Annotated in this window: 19 protein-coding genes; 4 read left to right on the top strand and 15 right to left on the bottom strand. The window is 40.1% G+C overall.

Annotated elements, in window-relative coordinates; genetic code table 11:
• Nucleotides 1-110: 110 nt before the first annotated feature.
• The 8 genes from ACWIUJ_RS06895 to ACWIUJ_RS06930 form a co-directional block, all read right to left on the bottom strand.
• Complete coding sequence (locus ACWIUJ_RS06895) at nt 111-1424, bottom strand: MBL fold metallo-hydrolase (RefSeq protein ID WP_454169869.1); 1314 nt, start codon at nt 1422-1424, stop codon at nt 111-113.
• Between the two features lie 38 nt (nt 1425-1462).
• Nucleotides 1463-2719 carry an NAD(P)-dependent alcohol dehydrogenase gene (locus tag ACWIUJ_RS06900; RefSeq protein WP_454169871.1) on the bottom strand — a complete coding sequence of 419 codons (1257 nt, stop codon included), beginning with the start codon at nt 2717-2719 and terminating at the stop codon, nt 1463-1465.
• A 143-nt stretch (nt 2720-2862) separates the two neighbouring features.
• Nucleotides 2863-3831 (bottom strand): carboxymuconolactone decarboxylase family protein, encoded by a 969-nt coding sequence (locus ACWIUJ_RS06905; protein ID WP_454169873.1) that lies wholly within the window; start codon nt 3829-3831, stop codon nt 2863-2865.
• Nucleotides 3832-3931: 100 nt separating this feature from the next.
• Nucleotides 3932-4534: a sugar O-acetyltransferase gene (locus tag ACWIUJ_RS06910; protein ID WP_454169875.1), complete on the bottom strand. Its 603-nt coding sequence runs from the start codon at nt 4532-4534 to the stop codon at nt 3932-3934.
• A 13-nt stretch (nt 4535-4547) separates the two neighbouring features.
• Nucleotides 4548-5819, bottom strand: a complete 1272-nt coding sequence (locus tag ACWIUJ_RS06915; RefSeq protein WP_454169877.1) for an aldo/keto reductase — start codon at nt 5817-5819, stop codon at nt 4548-4550.
• A 21-nt stretch (nt 5820-5840) separates the two neighbouring features.
• Entirely contained in the window at nt 5841-6338 is a 498-nt protein-coding gene (locus tag ACWIUJ_RS06920) for a flavodoxin (protein WP_454169879.1), read from the bottom strand.
• Nucleotides 6339-6520: 182 nt separating this feature from the next.
• A complete protein-coding gene (locus ACWIUJ_RS06925) occupies nt 6521-6952 on the bottom strand; it encodes a (R)-mandelonitrile lyase (protein WP_454170034.1) in 432 nt (143 codons plus the stop codon).
• Between the two features lie 87 nt (nt 6953-7039).
• Complete coding sequence (locus ACWIUJ_RS06930) at nt 7040-8065, bottom strand: aldo/keto reductase (RefSeq protein ID WP_454169881.1); 1026 nt, start codon at nt 8063-8065, stop codon at nt 7040-7042.
• 133 nt (nt 8066-8198) lie between these two features.
• On the opposite strand from ACWIUJ_RS06930, the gene ACWIUJ_RS06935 reads away from it, so the two are divergent.
• The 4 genes from ACWIUJ_RS06935 to ACWIUJ_RS06950 all read left to right on the top strand — a co-directional run bounded on the left by ACWIUJ_RS06935 (nt 8199) and on the right by ACWIUJ_RS06950 (nt 10622).
• Nucleotides 8199-8504, top strand: coding sequence for a hypothetical protein (locus tag ACWIUJ_RS06935; protein ID WP_454169883.1), 306 nt, complete (start codon nt 8199-8201; stop codon nt 8502-8504).
• Nucleotides 8505-8554: 50 nt separating this feature from the next.
• Nucleotides 8555-8956 carry a hypothetical protein gene (locus ACWIUJ_RS06940; RefSeq protein ID WP_454169885.1) on the top strand — a complete coding sequence of 134 codons (402 nt, stop codon included), beginning with the start codon at nt 8555-8557 and terminating at the stop codon, nt 8954-8956.
• Nucleotides 8953-9489, top strand: a complete 537-nt coding sequence (locus ACWIUJ_RS06945) for a TIR domain-containing protein (RefSeq protein ID WP_454169887.1) — start codon at nt 8953-8955, stop codon at nt 9487-9489. The genes ACWIUJ_RS06940 and ACWIUJ_RS06945 overlap by 4 nt, the downstream gene beginning before the upstream one ends.
• Nucleotides 9490-9671: 182 nt before the next feature.
• A complete protein-coding gene (locus ACWIUJ_RS06950) occupies nt 9672-10622 on the top strand; it encodes a DNA-methyltransferase (protein WP_454169888.1) in 951 nt (316 codons plus the stop codon).
• On the opposite strand, the gene ACWIUJ_RS06955 is transcribed toward ACWIUJ_RS06950, so the two are convergent.
• The 7 genes from ACWIUJ_RS06955 to ACWIUJ_RS06985 form a co-directional block, all read right to left on the bottom strand.
• The gene (locus ACWIUJ_RS06955; RefSeq protein ID WP_454169890.1) at nt 10600-11157 is read right to left on the bottom strand and encodes a hypothetical protein; all 558 of its coding nucleotides are present in this window, start codon (nt 11155-11157) and stop codon (nt 10600-10602) included. The two genes, ACWIUJ_RS06950 and ACWIUJ_RS06955, sit on opposite strands and share 23 nt — an antisense overlap.
• Nucleotides 11154-11360 (bottom strand): helix-turn-helix domain-containing protein, encoded by a 207-nt coding sequence (locus tag ACWIUJ_RS06960; protein WP_454169892.1) that lies wholly within the window; start codon nt 11358-11360, stop codon nt 11154-11156. The genes ACWIUJ_RS06955 and ACWIUJ_RS06960 overlap by 4 nt, the downstream gene beginning before the upstream one ends.
• A gap of 445 nt (nt 11361-11805) precedes the next feature.
• Complete coding sequence (locus tag ACWIUJ_RS06965; protein ID WP_454169894.1) at nt 11806-12351, bottom strand: ClbS/DfsB family four-helix bundle protein; 546 nt, start codon at nt 12349-12351, stop codon at nt 11806-11808.
• A 121-nt stretch (nt 12352-12472) separates the two neighbouring features.
• Nucleotides 12473-12901 carry a ribonuclease HI gene (gene rnhA, locus ACWIUJ_RS06970; RefSeq protein ID WP_454169896.1) on the bottom strand — a complete coding sequence of 143 codons (429 nt, stop codon included), beginning with the start codon at nt 12899-12901 and terminating at the stop codon, nt 12473-12475.
• A complete protein-coding gene (locus tag ACWIUJ_RS06975) occupies nt 12876-13982 on the bottom strand; it encodes a hypothetical protein (RefSeq protein WP_454169898.1) in 1107 nt (368 codons plus the stop codon). The genes rnhA and ACWIUJ_RS06975 overlap by 26 nt, the downstream gene beginning before the upstream one ends.
• A gap of 43 nt (nt 13983-14025) precedes the next feature.
• On the bottom strand, nt 14026-14859 hold the full coding sequence (locus tag ACWIUJ_RS06980; protein ID WP_454169900.1) for a peptidylprolyl isomerase: 834 nt from the start codon (nt 14857-14859) through the stop codon (nt 14026-14028).
• A gap of 25 nt (nt 14860-14884) precedes the next feature.
• Nucleotides 14885-15580, bottom strand: a complete 696-nt coding sequence (locus tag ACWIUJ_RS06985) for a CheB methylesterase domain-containing protein (protein WP_454169902.1) — start codon at nt 15578-15580, stop codon at nt 14885-14887.
• Between the last annotated feature and the right edge of the window lie 2 nt (nt 15581-15582).

Consider the following 15582-nt stretch of genomic DNA (forward strand, 5'->3'; position numbering starts at 1 on the left):
TTACCATTTTTACGCCTTTAAAATTTAAATTTTAAAAACGCAATTATAAAAGATGATAGTAGCTATCTGTCAATAGTGAATCGCAAATTTTAACAAAAAAAATCTGCAAATTATTTTGGATTTGCATTTACTTCTCGCCACCACGCGCTAAAATCGCCCTTTTTATACTCACTCCACAAAGGCACAATTTGCCCAACTTGTGGCGTTAGAAGCAAAAAATCAAAATTATTTTGTGATTTGCCCTGCAAATAAAGCGTGTAAATTTGCTCTAAAGGCTCGCTCCATTCGTGCGGTGCAAGGCGAAATTTAGAGTTATGCACGGGCATTATCGCTTTTGCGTTTAGCTCTTTTGCGATTTGTAGATTTTGGTGAGGGAATGTGTGGATTTGTCCCCACTGCGGATTATACTGCCCATTTTCTAAAAATGCTAAATCGATTGTGCCAAATCGTTTGCCAAACTCTGCAAAATGCGCCCCATAGCCACTATCGCCACCGATAAAGATTTTTTTGCTTTGTGAATTGTGTGAATTTTGCGAATTTTTATAGCGCGATTCGCGTGAATCTGTCGAATCTTTGTAGTGTGAATCTCGCAAATCTTGCGGATTTTTGCTTTGTGATTTGTGTGAATCCGCACCATACTCCACCAAAAAACTCGCCCACAAGGTTTTATCCCTATCAAGCAAACCTCTACTTGAATAATGCCTAGCCGTTAGACAATAAAAGCGCAACACCCCAAAATCCACGCTAAATTCCACATTTTCGTCCCAATCTAATTCCGTGATTTTATCCTCACTAATCCCCCACGCTTTGAGATATTTCCCCACGCCAAGCGGGACAATCGCGTGTTTGATTTTGGGTGAGAGTGCGCGAATGGTGCTTTTACTCAAATGGTCGTAGTGATTGTGCGTGATGAGCAAAAAATCAATCGTAGGCAACTCGATAGGCGCGTAAATATCCGCACCCTTAAAGGCATTTATCACAAAGGGCAGTGGTGCGGCATTATCTTGTAGCACAGGGTCAATAAGTAGCGTTTTGCCCGATAAATTTAGCATATATGAGCTATGCCCAAACCACACGAAACTATCGCTTTTTGCCAAATCGCTTAAATCGCTTTTTATGCTTGGAATCTCCACGCTTGAAATTTCAAGCAAAGATAGTTTGGTAAATTTCTTTTGGGATTTGTTTTCGGCGGATTCGCGCAAATCTTGCGAATCATCTGCATTAGATTCGCTAGATTTATTTGGCTCGAAATTTTGCGCTACGCCGTTTATGAAATGTGGTGAATGCGCGATTCGCGCCTTTGTGTCTTTTAAATCACTCAAAAAAATGCCCTCCATATTTAGCCACCAAAGCACCAAAGCCACGCACAGCAAGGCAAAAATGCCAAGTGTGTATTTAAAGATTCGCCATAGTTTTTTGCGCATTATTTTAAATTCCCTATTTAAAAACTTCAACCATAAATCTAACTCAAACTTCGCATATCAATCACAAAGCGAAAGTTTGCTTGTCCTTTGGCGACTTTTTTATACGCGTTGTCGAGCTCGGTTATGGGGATTAGCTCGATTTCAGGGTAGATATTATTTTTCACGCTAAAATCTAGCATTTCTTGCGTTTCTTTTATGCCACCGATAAGTGAGCTATAAATCTTGCGTCTAAATTGCCAAATCATCGCATTTGCGTCTAAATGCGGATTATCTTTTGGCGATGGCAGTCCCACGATTGCCATTTCTCCATACATTTTTAGCATTTTTTGATAGGCGTTTATGTCGTAGTGATAGGGGATAGTCGAAATAATAAAGTCAAATTCATTTGTAATTTGACTAAACTCTTTATCTTTGACATTGATAAATCGCTTCGCACCTAGTTTTAGCACCGATTCGCGCTTATCGACTATGTCAAATCCCGTAACCTCCGCGCCTAATGCCACCATATATTTCACTGCTAAATGTCCTAGTCCGCCAACGCCTGCTACGGCTACTTTTTGCCCCTTTTTTACCTTGCTAAACATTATAGGCGAATAAGTCGTAATCCCAGCGCAAAGCAAGGGCGCGACTTTTTCAATCTGTGCGGATTTTGGCACTTTTATGGCAAATTTTTCGCTTAGCACATAGTTGTTTGAGTAGCCACCATAGGTGTTTTCATTGCCGTGAAAGACATCTTTGCTATTGTAGGTAAAGACGGTTTTAGCGTTGGTGCAAAATTGCTCTTCGCTTCTTTTGCACGCTTCGCACTCACCACAGCTATTTACCATACAGCCGATTCCTGCGTAGTCGCCGACTTTAAATTTGCTGACTTTGCTCCCCACTGCGACTACGCGTCCTGCGATTTCGTGTCCGGGGACTATGGGATAAGTCGGTGCGTGGTGGTCGCCAGCGACTGAATGCAAATCGCTATGGCAAATCCCAGCGTAGAGAATCTCTATCAAAATGTCTCTCTCGCCTAGCGGGTGGCGCGTGAAAGTATGGGGTTTGAATTTAAAATCCTTACTAAAAGCTGCGTAGCCTTTGCTAGGGATTCGCCCTCCGCTTTTTGCCTGTGCTATTGCCTTATCTGTGCCGATGATTTGGGATTTGTCTAGATTTTGCCCGCTTGTTTGGGCTGCATTTGCATCGCTTACAAAGAGTGCAGAGCCTCCCAAAATCGCGCTTACACCAAGCGCACCCATTTTTGCAGAATCTGCGATAAACTCTCGTCTTTGTTTGTTTTGAATCGTTTGCATACTTGCTCCTTTATGATGTATTGAAAATCTCGATTCGAGATTTGTCGCAATTATAAACCCTGATACCAACTCTAAGTCAAGGGGAAAATCACAAATTTTTCAAAGATTTTGCAAAAAAGTCCAAAAAATTGCGTAGCAAGATTTTACCCCTTTGGCAATGCACTTAGCGCGTTTAGCGCACGCGGATAGCCAATGTATGGGATTAGCGCGGTAATGGTAGCAATGAGTGTAGCCCTGTCATTGCCCATATTAAGATTGCCTTGTATGTGTGCTTTGACTTGTGCGTCTGCCCCGCCGATACTTGCGACAAAGACAAATGTCAAAAGCTCTCTAAACTTCAAATCAAGCCCGCCTCGCGTGTAAAAATCCCCAAAACAATGCCCGCTTAAAAATCTGCGGATATGTTTCTCATCATCGGGCGCGGAGGCATTGCCTTTGTCGATTGCCTCCCCAAAGATTGCTCTTTGCACTTCTAGCCCTTTTTGGACGCGATTTTCTCGCGTGGTGGTGGCTCTAGATTCTAGAGGCATTGGGATTTTGCGCTGTTTAAAGACTTCATTTGTAGCGATGATAAATTCTAGCCCCTTGCCCATTCCAATGTATGGCGTGGCTTGGTAGCAGATTTCTTTTATCGCACTAGGATACACGCCCGCATTGAGACTAGCATTAAGCATATTTTTATACTCGCTTACTCCTTGCGTGGCGATAAGCGCACCAAGCGTTAGCATAAGTCGCTCTTGTTCCTCTAAATTTGTGTGGGAAAGCACTTCATCAAAGGCAAAATTTGCGTATCGCTCTAAAAATTCTGCGTCATTTTGTGCTAGCTCACCTAAGGCAAAATCTTTGCCAAAATATCGCTCTAAGTTTAATTTTGCTGTGTTTGTGAGGTTCATAGATTCTCCTTTGGATAGATTTTGGTTTGAGCTGTTATCGCTACTTGCGTTGTTTTGGTGTGGTGGCTTGCTATTTTCACTCGCGCTATCGCTACACGCATTGAAGCTCGCTCCTGCTAGGGTTGCCACGCTAAGCACGCCAGCGACTTTTGCGCTATTTTTGATAAAATCTCGCCGTTTTGTGCTTGTGAGATTTTGATTTGAGTTTGGATTTTGCATACTTACTCCTTTTTAAAATTTAAATTTTAAAACGCGATTTTTAAGTCTTGCTAAACTTGCATTTGCCAAAGATTTGCGCATTATAGCTCATACAAAACTTTTATATATTTTTGATGACTTTAGCGGGATTGCCACCGACTATGACATTTGGAGGAACATTTTTAGTTACCACGCTACCCGCTGCAATTATGGAGTTATCCCCAATGCTGACATTTGGACAGATTGTCGCGCCTATGCCTATCCACACGCGTTTGCCGATTTTGACAGGTTTGCAAAATGTCGTAGTGCGGTTGTGCGGGGCAAAATCGTGGTTTATGGTAACGATATTTACCTTTGGCGCGATAAATGTCCCTTCGCCCACTTCAATCCCACATCTATCCATAAAGGTGCAACAAGTATTGATAAACACGCCTTTTTCTAAGGTAATATTGCGTCCAAAATCCGTGTAAAATGGTGGCATAACCCACACGCTAGAATCTAGCCCATAGCCAAAAAGTTCGCTTAAAATCTCAAGCGTTTCCTCGCGGGAGCGGTAGCCAGCATTGAGATATGCGACTATTTTTTGCGCATTGGTAATCGCTTTAAACATTTCCTCCCAGCCCTCGCTTTGATAATTCACTCCCTCGCCACGCAAATCTTTCGCAAAAATTTCATTGCTAAAATCCACGCTCTCTAAACCCAATAATTCTTTAAGATTTTCCATTTTTGCGCCCCCTTTATTTCACCAGCCCTTTTATCGCTTCTCTTGCTTGTGTCTCCGTATTTGCGCCCACGATTTCGTGCGGGATATAGGCTTCTTCTAAATACGCGATTTCTTGCTCGCTTAGTTTCACGCTCATCGCACGCAGTGCTTCATCAATGTATTTTGTCTTATTTGCACCGATGATAGGCGAGCCAGCACCTTTGGCAAGTAGCCAAGATAGCGCAATCACACTCATAGGGACGCCATTTTTCTTTGCTAGCTCATTTACGCGCCCTGCGATGATTGTATCTTGCTCTTGCGTTTTGTCATATTTGCCCATTGCGGCTTTATCTGTCTTGCTGCGAATCGTATCAGTTTTCCACTCCGCTCGTGCCAAACGCCCAGAAGCAAGGGGCGAATAAGGCATAAGCGTAACGCCTTGTTGTTTGCAAATGGGGATTAGTTCGCGCTCGTCCTCGCGGTAAAGCAAATTATAGTGATTTTGCATAATGCTAAATGGCGTTAAGTTGTTGTCCTTTGCGATTTGTTGCATATTTGCAAACTGATAGCCAAACATCGCACTTGCCCCTAATGCACGGACTTTCCCAGCTTTGACTATATCGTGCAACGCTTGCATAGTTTCTAAAATGGGCGTGGTGTAGTCAAAGCGATGAATAATATAAATATCCAAATAATCCGTGCCAAGCCGTTTTAGCGTGCCATCAATCTCGCGCAAAATCGCCTTGCGCGATAAAATCCCCTCGTTAAAATACACTTTTGATGAGATGACGACATTTTCGCGCCTTGCGTGTTTTTTTAACGCTTTGCCTAAATATTCCTCGCTTGTCCCAGCGGAGTAGATATTTGCCGTGTCAAAGAAATTTATCCCCTTATCCAAAGCGTGTTTGATAATCGCCTCACTTTGCGACTCATCAAGCGTCCAATCGTGCAAAGTCCCTGCCTTGCCAAAGCTCATCGCGCCTATGCAGATTTGGCTAATCTCAATGTCTGTGTTGCCAACTTTGATGAAATTTACGCCATTTACACTGCGCGTGATTGTGGGTGTAGAATATGTGTTGTTCATTGTTGCTCCTTTGCTTGAGGGATTTTGGTTTGAGCTGTTATCGCTACTTGCATTGTTTTGGTGTGGTGGCTTGCTATTTTCACTTTCGCTATCGCTACACGCATTGAAGCTCGCTCCCGCTAGGGTTGCCACGCTAAGCACGCCAGCGACTTTTGCGCTATTTTTGATAAAATCTCGCCGTTTTGTGCTTGTGAGATTTTGATTTGAGTTTGGATTTTGCATACTTGCTCCTTTCATTAGATTTTACGCGATTCCCGCGCTATTTAGCCATTTGCGGATAGTGGATTTGTTTGCCCCGAAGTTAAATTTCGCTCCCTCTAGGACTTTGGCATTTGGCACGAGTTTTTGTATCTCGCGTGGCGCAGAGCCTAGCTCACTCCCACCGCTCGTGCAAAATGGCAATATAATCTTGTCACCAAAATCGCTTGATTCTAAAAAGCTAAACACCACAGGTGGCGCGCTATACCACCAAATAGGAAATCCTATAATGACAACTTCAAAACGCGCTATGTCGATATTGCCCGCAAGAGGAGGTCGCGAGCGTTTGTCCTTACACTCAATCGTGCTTCTACTTTGCTCATTTGTCCAATCCAAATCCGCGCTTGTGTAAGGCGTTGTGGGCGTGATTTCATACATTTCACAAGATTCTACGCCCCGCATTTCCCCCGCTACCTTTGTGATTGTCTGTGCGACTTCTTTGGTAATCCCACTCGCGCTAAAATACGCCACTAAAATATTCATACTTACTCCTTTAAATTTTAAAATTTCAATGTATTTTTGTCGTCCTTCGATTTTTTTGCAAAATCGAAATATCTCAAAATCATAGATTCTAGAATCTAGAGATTTTTGGGCTTAAAAGCCTTAAAAATCACAAGGTAGAGATATTTCGGTTTTATCCCTCAATATGACAAAAACTCCAAAATTTACTTTACCTTTTTTAGCGCGGATTTGTATTCCTCATCGCTTAGTTTTTCTAGCCACACGACATTTTGCCCATTTTTCACACCTGTGATGGCGATATGCGCGCCGTTTTGCTTGTCAGTCGCGCCGTGCCAATGCTTCACATTTGGCGGACAAAGGATTGTATCGCCCTTATGTGCGATTTGCACTTCGCCATTTTCGCTACCTGTGATGATTGTGCCTTGTGTTACGATGAGTGTTTGTCCCGCAGGGTGGGTATGCCACGCAGTGCGCGCACCTTTGCTAAACTCTACCAATCCCCCGCTAAACGCCCGATAAGGCGCGTCTTTAAAAAGCATTGTTACTTTGACTTTGCCGCTAAATATCTTATCATCGCCCTCAAATCCGCCCAAACTCCCCGCTTTGAGTAATTCTTGCTCTGCTGCATTTATCATACTCAAACCTCCTAAAATCACGCATAGCGCGATAAATTTGATAGATTTTGCTCCATTTGTCATTGTTGCCTCCTTTGCTACAAATCCTTATTTCGCCTTATAATTTGCCAGCCATTTCACGCGCTCAGGGTCTCTGTGGTCGATAAATTGCGTCTTGCCCGTGTCTAATTTAGCGATTTTTGCCCTGTCTTCGCTAGTGAGTTTGAAATCAAACACGGCGAAATTCTCTTTCATTCTCTCAAGTCGCGTAGTTTTGGGAATCACCGCGATATTACGCTCGATTAGCCAGCGCAAGATGACTTGTGCGGGGGTTTTGCCGTATTTTTCCCCGATAGATTGAAGCACTTTGTTGCTAAACATTTCACCTTTGCCCTCTGCGAAACTCGCCCAGCTCTGCACCGCAACACCTAAATCATTATTGATTTTTTGCTCATCAACTTTTTGAAAAAGTGGGTGCAATTCGATTTGATTTATCGCAGGTTTTATGTCATTAAACATACAAAAATCCGTGATTTTATCGGGGTAAAAATTACTCACGCCAATCGCGCGGATTTTGCCCTCTTTGTGTAGCTTGCTCATCGCCCTCCACGCGCCATAAGTATCATTATAAGGCTGATGAATAATGTATAAATCAACATAATCCACGCCTAACTTCTTGCAACTTAAATCAAACGCCTTTAGCGCGTCCTTTTCGTTTGTGTGGCTTATCCATAGCTTTGTTTCGATAAAGAGTTCATCACGCTTTATTCCGCCATTTAGCGCGGTTTTTATCGCCGCTCCTATGCCCTCTTCGTTTGCATACGCCTGTGCGGTATCGATGAGCCGATAGCCCACGCTTAGCGCGTCCTCTACGCATCGTTGCACTTCATTATTTGGAATCTGATATGTCCCATAGCCTAAAATTGGCATTTTCACGCCGTTATTAAGTTTGATAGTTTGCATACTTGCTCCTTTTTGATTTGGTTTTGCTTTGTTTTGATTTTGGTTTGTCGCACCTTTATTTGAATGCGCCATTACGGGCGCAACGCCTGAAGTCATAGCCATACTCGCTAGGGCGATTTTTCCCGAAGTTTTGAGAAACTCTCGCCGTTTAGAATCGCTTGTGTTTTGCATACTTGCTCCTTTATAATGTCTTTGTTTTAAAATTTAAAAGCTAAATTTGTCGCAATTATAAAACCTGATAGCAACTCTAAGTCAAGGGGAAAAACGCAAATTTTTCAACGAGTTTGCAAAAAAGCCTAAAAAAATGCAAGAAAGCGCGAAAAAATCTACAACATTTCTATGCTACAATCACGGCGTAAAAACCAACACAAAAAGACACAAAACAAGCAATATCAAAAGGCACACAATGAATCTCTACATTCTCACAGAGGAGCGACCAAAAGTTAGCACTTTGCGCTTTATCATCACGCGATTTTTGCGTGATAAAAAGTTTGTCGCATTTGTGGATAATCTTAGAATCTTGCCTATCATAGAAAATGGGCGGTTTTTGTTTGCCTATGAAATCATAGGCGTGCGGTGCAATAAAATCGCTAAAATCTATCATTGCTAACTAATCCACTTTATAATATAATTTCGTTTCACAAAACAAAAGGATTTAAAATGTCCAAAGAAAAACTAAAATTTTTAGAATTTATCCAAGCCATCATCACTAGAATGAATACAAACTCATTTCAAATCAAAGCTATGTGTATTGCCATTATTTCCGCGCTTTTTGCCATATATGCTACTACGCAAAATCCACGCATTATTACTATCACATTTATCCCATTAGTGATTTGTTGCTTGTTAGATTCATATTATTTGTGGCAAGAGAGGCGATTTCGTGCGTTATATAGCGAAGCGATAAAGAAAAATAGCAAAATAAAAGATTTTGATTTGAGTGCATTTGACAATTACCACAAAGGTTTGTTATCTTATCTCAACACATTTTTATCAATATCAATTTGGCTTTTTTATGCGCTTTTAGGCATTTTTAGCTTTGTATTGTGGTGTGTGATATGAAAAATGTTTTTTATAGTTTTCATTATGCGTTAGATAGTTGGCGAATCCAGCAGATTCGCAATATGGGCGTTGTGGAAAACCAAAAAATCTGTGAGCCAAACGAGTGGGAGGAAGTCAAACGCAAGGGCGATGCAAATATCGCAAAATGGATAAATGATAATATGCAAAATTGCGATTGCGTAATCGTGCTAATCGGTGAGCAAACACATACAAGAAAATGGGTAAAATACGAAGTCAAAATGGCAAAAGAGCTAAAAAAGCCTATTTTTGGAATATTTATCCACAAGCTAAAAGATTCTAATGGCAAAGTAAGCAAAAAAGGCAAAAATGAATTTAATATTACAGCATATCAAGCAAATGGTTATGCTGACATAAGAGAGAATTTAGAATCGTGGATAAATGAAAATACGACAAATAATAAGCTATTACTTTTTGTATTTTTAGCTTTTGTGATATTTGTTTTTCGCAATGAAATAAAAACATTATGGAATCGCACATTAAACAAACTAGGCAAATCAAATGTTAGTTTCTAGACAATCTACCAAATTTGTGGCAAATGTTCTATTGTTATTTGGCTACCAACGCATTGTTTTAAATTTGTGATTTTGTCTAGTTTATGGATAATGCGAGAATCATTATCTTATTGATTGGGGCACAAAACTTCAATGTTTGTATGCTAGAATACTGAAGTTATTTTTGTTCAACGAGGTTTTATATGACACAAACGCTAGATTCTTGCAATATATCAAACTTTATCAATAAAATACACTTGGGCAATTGCATTGATATTATGAAAAAAATACCCTCCAATTCCATAGCAACTTGCGTAACTGACCCACCATATAATTATGAGTTTTTTGGGCATAAATGGGATATTCGCGAGATAAATAGAAGGTGTGATAAGGCAAAAGATAACCCCAATATTTTAGTAAAGCATATACCCTATGGGAGTGGTTTGTCTGGAGGAACAAGAAATAAAAATTGGTATAAAAAGAATAGGGACAACATATTAGATTATCAAAAATGGGTTGAAGAATGGGGGGCTGAGTTATATAGAATATTAAAGCCAGGTGCGTATGCTTTTGTTTTTAATAGCAGTAGAACTGTTGCCCATATTCAAGTTGCATTAGAAAATGTGGGCTTTTATGCTAGGGATATATTTGTTTGGATTAGAAATAGTGGGATACCAAAAGGATTGAATGTTTCGTTAAAAATGAAAAAAGATGATAGACAGAATTGGGAAACTTGGAAAGAATGGCATAGTGCTACTAGAAATTGTTGGGAGGCTATATCTGTAACACAAAAACCACTAGAAAATAATTATATAAATACTTTAGATAAATATGGTGTTGGACTATTAAAAACCAAAGATAATACAAGTGAAAATTTTTTATCTAATGTATTTGAAAATTATAAACGAGACAAAAAAGATGATTTCAATGAACATATAACAATAAAACCAATATCATTGATAAAAAAACTTATTGAAATATCAACACCATTAAATAATGAGAATATCGTTATTGACCCATTTATTGGAAGCGGAACAACAGCAGTTGCTACAAAATCATTAGGAATTAACTTTATAGGTTGCGAAATAAATAATAATTATATAGAGATAGCAAAGCGAAGACTTGATAACACTAATTTAGATACTTTGTTTTGAGAAAGGCAAGTTCTTTAACTATATCAAACCCGCTATTTTGAACAATAAAGTCAAAAGTTGTTTTATATGTGTGGATTGTCCAACCACCATTTAATGCAGCTGTTATGGCAGCTGGTAAATTATCGTCTCGTAAGATTAAAAATATTGGTGTGTAGCCATTTTGTTTTAGTAATGCACCGTATTGTTTGAATTTTTTGAGAGTTCCGCTATCCCCAGAGCCGATTCTATATTTTGCATCAATAGCCATATTGCCTATAAAATAATCAACAGGTTTGTCAGTGCCAAACTCATTACTGACAGGCTCTCTAAAAGCTGGATTTGCCTTAAATAATTCTTTGGTAATTTCTTCCCAAACCGAGCCCAACTCCCTATTCCAATATTGCATATTTTCTTGCTTTTGTGAATATGTAATATCAAATAAATTCATAAGAATATCATTTGGTGGATTTGGATTGGCAAAGGTTTTATTTTGAAAACTTTTTTGGTAATGTGTTACAATTTTTGCCATTTCTATTTCATTGTATTTGCTATTCATAGTAACTCCTTGATTTTCACACCCAACGCATTAGCGATTTTTTCTAAACTCACAAGCGTGAGATTTTTCTCTGCTCGTTCAACCATACCTATGTATGTCCTATGCACACAGGCTTTGTCTGCTAATTGCTCTTGGGATAAGCCCTTGCTTTGCCGTATATTGCGTATGTTGTTGCCAACTTTTATGTTAATTGCGTGTTTCATACCTAGAATGCTACTAAAAAACATACTATAATTCTACATACTAAAGTTAGCATACAATACGAAAACCACATATATGGAGGATTTTACGCGCACAAAATGGGCGTGTGGAATTTATAGAGTTCGATTACCCGCGATTTAAAAGCCACAAAAATAACGCCCAAAAATCCATTAAAGAATTTGTGTGGATTTTGCAACGATAAAATGATATGACAACTAAGGCAAAAAACGCGTGCGGGAGAAAGAATTTGCTTGCTTTAAATTTTAAAATTTCAATGCTGTTTGTCATTGTGAGAATTTGCGACCTGAAAAAAGTTGCAAAATCGTGGCAATCTCAAACCAAAAATAACAAAACACAAGCACGACTCTAAGTCAAGGGGAAAAACGCAAATTTTTCAAACAAATGATAAAAATTGCGAAAAATGTAAAAATCTAACTTTTAGCGTTATTAGGTTTTATCTTTTAAGCCCATTTTTAGTTGCTTTGTCGCCCACGCATAGTGGCTAGAAGTGCTTGAAATCATATATGAGGCGAGCGCATTTGTGCCTGTGAAGCTAAAATGCCCCTTGCCAAATAGCTCATCGTTGCTAAATTGCTCGGCAAGGTTTATAATCCTGTTATGGCTTGATTGTAGAGAATCTAGCGCGTCTTGCAAACTCGTGCTTTGGTGCTTTTGCCAAATCTCTACATTGAGTTGTGGGTAAGTGCGCCAATTATACGGGGGAGGTAGAAATGGCGCAATCTCTGGCTTTTGTGTGAATCTTTCGCCCTCGCGCTCCACATTGTTGATGATAAAATCCTCTAGCATTGTATGCCATTCATAGAGGTGGATAAGCACATCGCGGGCATTTTTATCGCGTGCATTATCACGCAGTGGGCGGGCAAAATCCCTCTCCAACACATCGTTAGACGCGCTTTGGATAAGCCCCAAAAGCTTGGCAAACTCATCACGCATCGCTTGCAATAGCTCATCTTTATTGCGCGGGCGGGGCATATTTGTTTCCTTTTTGTTAGATTTAAGCTAGATTAAAAGGGCTAGATTCTTACATTTTGCGTGAATCTAGCGCAAAATCACAGACATTATATCATAAAGACCATAGATGACAATCGCAAATCTACTCATCTTGTTGGGCTTTTAGGGCTTGGGCTTTGGCGATAGCATCACATTGCTCATTAAGTGGCACTCCCGCGTGTCCTTGCACCCAATGCGCGATAATGGTATGGGGCTTTGCGACTTGTAGGTATTTTTGCCATAGTTCGGGGTTTTTTACTTTTTTGAAGTGTTTTGCTTCCCAATTTCTAAGCCAAGTGTTAATCCCCCCTACGACATATTTTGAGTCGCTGTATAAATGCACTTCGCAAGGCTCTTTTAATGCACTGAGAGATGCAATGACAGCTTGGAGCTCCATTTGGTTGTTTGTGGCGAGCTTTGCATTGCCTTGCACGATTTTTTGAACGCCATTAAACTCTAAGATTCCACACCAGCCTCCAGCACCCGGATTGCCAAGTGATGAGCCATCACAATATAGGGTTATGCGTTTCATTGTCGCACTCGGTGAGTTTGCTTATGACTTCAAGGCTTGCGATGGCGTTACAATTTGGACAGCGCGCGTTATAAAATGGCAAGATATGGTTGCATTCATTACAACGATATTCAAAGCGCAAGCCAGCCTTGTGTTTTGAATATTTTTGTAAGAGTGCGTAGGTTTCTAAATGAAATTGTTGTGTATTTGAGAGTTGGCTTGTATGTGTGAGATTGTCTTTTGTGGGCTGTTTAAGCCAGCCTTTTGCTTGATAGATTGCTTGAATGTGTGGATTTTTTATGTGTTCAAAAGGCACGCTTTTTTTTTCACTTTTCCAAAAAATATCAAAAAGATTCTCTATATGGGTTGCTTTCATTGCTTCTTGCCAGAAAACCCCCATACTTAAATCTCTGCATAATTCCAATATAACGCGCTCAAGTTTAGGAAAAGTATTTTTTATTTGCACGAGATTTTTGCACTTTTCACTAATGCTTTGTGTGCCCTCATAAATCACCAAGCATTGCAGATATGCGCGGGTAAGCGCGATATAATCCATATATTGTGTGGTGTTTGGTTGCTTGCCTTGCTCGCTTTGCCCATAGACTTCTTCTAGTGTATCTAGCGCGTGGAGCGCGTTTTGATGTTCGCCCAAGTGTTCATACACTTTAAGCAAACAATCAAGAGATTCTGTGTTGCGTGGATAGATTGAGAGAATCTCTAAAAACACTTCTTTTGCTCGTTGCAAAAATCCAGCACTCATATACGCGTTGCCTAACTCATAGAGAATCTGCACCTTTTGCTCTGAATGCGCGGTGTGCTCAAGCATACTCACATAGATTTTTATCGCTTCTTTGATATGTCCGCTTTTAGTATAGCTTCTGGCGATGAATTCTAAAGTTGGAATAGGGTTGTTGCTTAAGGTTAAAAATTCCTCCACGCCATCTTGTAGCCCTAAAAATTCATAGGATTTTTTAAGATTGTCAATACAATCTAGCCGTTTTTTTTCGCGCCATTTGTTGCGAATGAGGTCAATGCCAACGGCGCAAGCGATGATTCCAAGCAATAAGATGACACCAAAAATCGGGTCTTTATACCATTGCATAGAGCCTCCATTTGTTATGCAAGAGATAGTCTTTTACGATTCGCTATTCTCGTAAATATACGATTTTTGCGCTTGAGCGCACCTTTGCAAAGTGCTCTTGGATAATGCTTTGCTCTCTTTGTGCCATTATGCGTTGATTGACTAGGGGCTTTGCCTCTTCAAAACTCATTAGTTTGTGCCCCTTTTTTTCTATAATAAAAAAACTCACCAAAATATTATTTCCAGCATTGAGCACAGGAGTGAATTGCCCCTTTGGTGTGGAGGTGAATATTTGGGCTATTTGGTTGTTGAGTGAAGCGATGGAAATCTCCTCCTCTTGCTTTTCCACACCGCTAAAGTTTTTTTTGCGTTCTTTTATCGCTCTTTGAAGTAGAGCATCATCATTGCTACTATAACGCATTACTTTTACGCTAGATGGCACTTCAAATTGGCTTTTATGCTTGTTATAGTAGGCAAAAAGCTCATTTTCATCGGTGATATTGACATTGCTCGCGAGGATTTTTTGCATTAGTTCGCGTGTTTGGAGCTCTTTTTTGAGTTCAGCGCGATAGTCTTGGTAACCTATGCCATCTTTAGCGAGCTTAGAGATAAGTGCGCTTTTAGTAATGCCACTTGATGTAGCAATCCTAGTGATTTCATCATCAATCTTAAACTCATCAATGGTGATTTTAAATCGCGCAATTTCATCATCTTTTAGTCGTTCGTTGATAAGCAAATCAATAGCTTCTTTTTTGCCAATTTTTAGTTCTTGTTGGAGCTTTTTAATCTCATTTATTGTGATTGCATTTCCATTAACCCTAATCGCTACGCCTGCTATCACGCTTGCGTTACAAAGATTAAACACCCCAAAAAGCAATACCACATTAAAAAATTTCATTAGATTCTCCTTATAATTTAAGCAATTAAATGTCATAAGTTCCTGAATCATCGTCATCTTTATGCATATAATCTTTAAAGACGATGATTTTTTCAATGATTTTATTTAAATCAAGCACAAGCCTTGCTGCACCAATTTCTATGGCTTTTTTAGGCATTCCAAAAACCACACAGCTTTCTTTGCTTTGCGCGATAGTGAGCGCACCATTATCAAACATTTCTTTTAGTCCAATGCTCCCATCATCGCCCATTCCTGTGAGAATCACACCAAGCGCATTCCTCCCTGCTGTGTTATTTGTGCTACGAAACAAAATATCTACGCTTGGTTTATGGCGCGAGATTCTAGGACCTTCTAGGGGTTTTGCTGTGTAGTGCCCGCCTTCATAGCCAAGAGATATATGCGCATCACCACCAGCGAGATACGCACAAGATTCTTTCAGTTTTATTTTTTGGGTTACTTCACTTACCTCAAGGGCGGAGTTTGCATTCAATCGTTTGGCAAATGAAGTGCCAAAAGTGCCCGGAATGTGCTGGACGATAACAATCGGTGGCAAGCCCGTAGGGAGCGCACTAAAAATACTGCTTAATGTCTCCACACCGCCTGTGCTCGCACCAATGGCAATAAGTTTAGGACGCAACAAATCCTTACACGGCTTGCTAGGCATAAGCACATCGGGGTGGAGCTTTTGGCTTGGGTTTTGTATTTCGCTCTCTGGTATCATTG

This window comes from Helicobacter sp. 23-1046 (genome assembly GCF_053654635.1).

Bases quoted from the DNA above. Each gene is read 5' to 3' on its own strand.
- ACWIUJ_RS06895 (WP_454169869.1), bottom strand. From the start codon at position 1,424: ATGCGCAAAAAACTATGGCGAATCTTTAAATACACACTTGGCATTTTT.
- ACWIUJ_RS06915 (WP_454169877.1), bottom strand. From the start codon at position 5,819: ATGCAAAATCCAAACTCAAATCAAAATCTCACAAGCACAAAACGGCGA.
- ACWIUJ_RS06930 (WP_454169881.1), bottom strand. From the start codon at position 8,065: ATGCAAAACACAAGCGATTCTAAACGGCGAGAGTTTCTCAAAACTTCG.
- ACWIUJ_RS06935 (WP_454169883.1), top strand. From the start codon at position 8,199: ATGCAAGAAAGCGCGAAAAAATCTACAACATTTCTATGCTACAATCAC.
- ACWIUJ_RS06965 (WP_454169894.1), bottom strand. From the start codon at position 12,351: ATGCCCCGCCCGCGCAATAAAGATGAGCTATTGCAAGCGATGCGTGAT.
- rnhA (WP_454169896.1), bottom strand. From the start codon at position 12,901: ATGAAACGCATAACCCTATATTGTGATGGCTCATCACTTGGCAATCCG.
- ACWIUJ_RS06955 (WP_454169890.1), bottom strand. From the start codon at position 11,157: ATGAATAGCAAATACAATGAAATAGAAATGGCAAAAATTGTAACACAT.
- ACWIUJ_RS06975 (WP_454169898.1), bottom strand. From the start codon at position 13,982: ATGCAATGGTATAAAGACCCGATTTTTGGTGTCATCTTATTGCTTGGA.
- ACWIUJ_RS06910 (WP_454169875.1), bottom strand. From the start codon at position 4,534: ATGGAAAATCTTAAAGAATTATTGGGTTTAGAGAGCGTGGATTTTAGC.
- ACWIUJ_RS06905 (WP_454169873.1), bottom strand. From the start codon at position 3,831: ATGCAAAATCCAAACTCAAATCAAAATCTCACAAGCACAAAACGGCGA.
- ACWIUJ_RS06925 (WP_454170034.1), bottom strand. From the start codon at position 6,952: ATGATAAATGCAGCAGAGCAAGAATTACTCAAAGCGGGGAGTTTGGGC.
- ACWIUJ_RS06945 (WP_454169887.1), top strand. From the start codon at position 8,953: ATGAAAAATGTTTTTTATAGTTTTCATTATGCGTTAGATAGTTGGCGA.
- ACWIUJ_RS06950 (WP_454169888.1), top strand. From the start codon at position 9,672: ATGACACAAACGCTAGATTCTTGCAATATATCAAACTTTATCAATAAA.
- ACWIUJ_RS06960 (WP_454169892.1), bottom strand. From the start codon at position 11,360: ATGAAACACGCAATTAACATAAAAGTTGGCAACAACATACGCAATATA.
- ACWIUJ_RS06985 (WP_454169902.1), bottom strand. From the start codon at position 15,580: ATGATACCAGAGAGCGAAATACAAAACCCAAGCCAAAAGCTCCACCCC.
- ACWIUJ_RS06900 (WP_454169871.1), bottom strand. From the start codon at position 2,719: ATGCAAACGATTCAAAACAAACAAAGACGAGAGTTTATCGCAGATTCT.
- ACWIUJ_RS06920 (WP_454169879.1), bottom strand. From the start codon at position 6,338: ATGAATATTTTAGTGGCGTATTTTAGCGCGAGTGGGATTACCAAAGAA.
- ACWIUJ_RS06980 (WP_454169900.1), bottom strand. From the start codon at position 14,859: ATGAAATTTTTTAATGTGGTATTGCTTTTTGGGGTGTTTAATCTTTGT.
- ACWIUJ_RS06940 (WP_454169885.1), top strand. From the start codon at position 8,555: ATGTCCAAAGAAAAACTAAAATTTTTAGAATTTATCCAAGCCATCATC.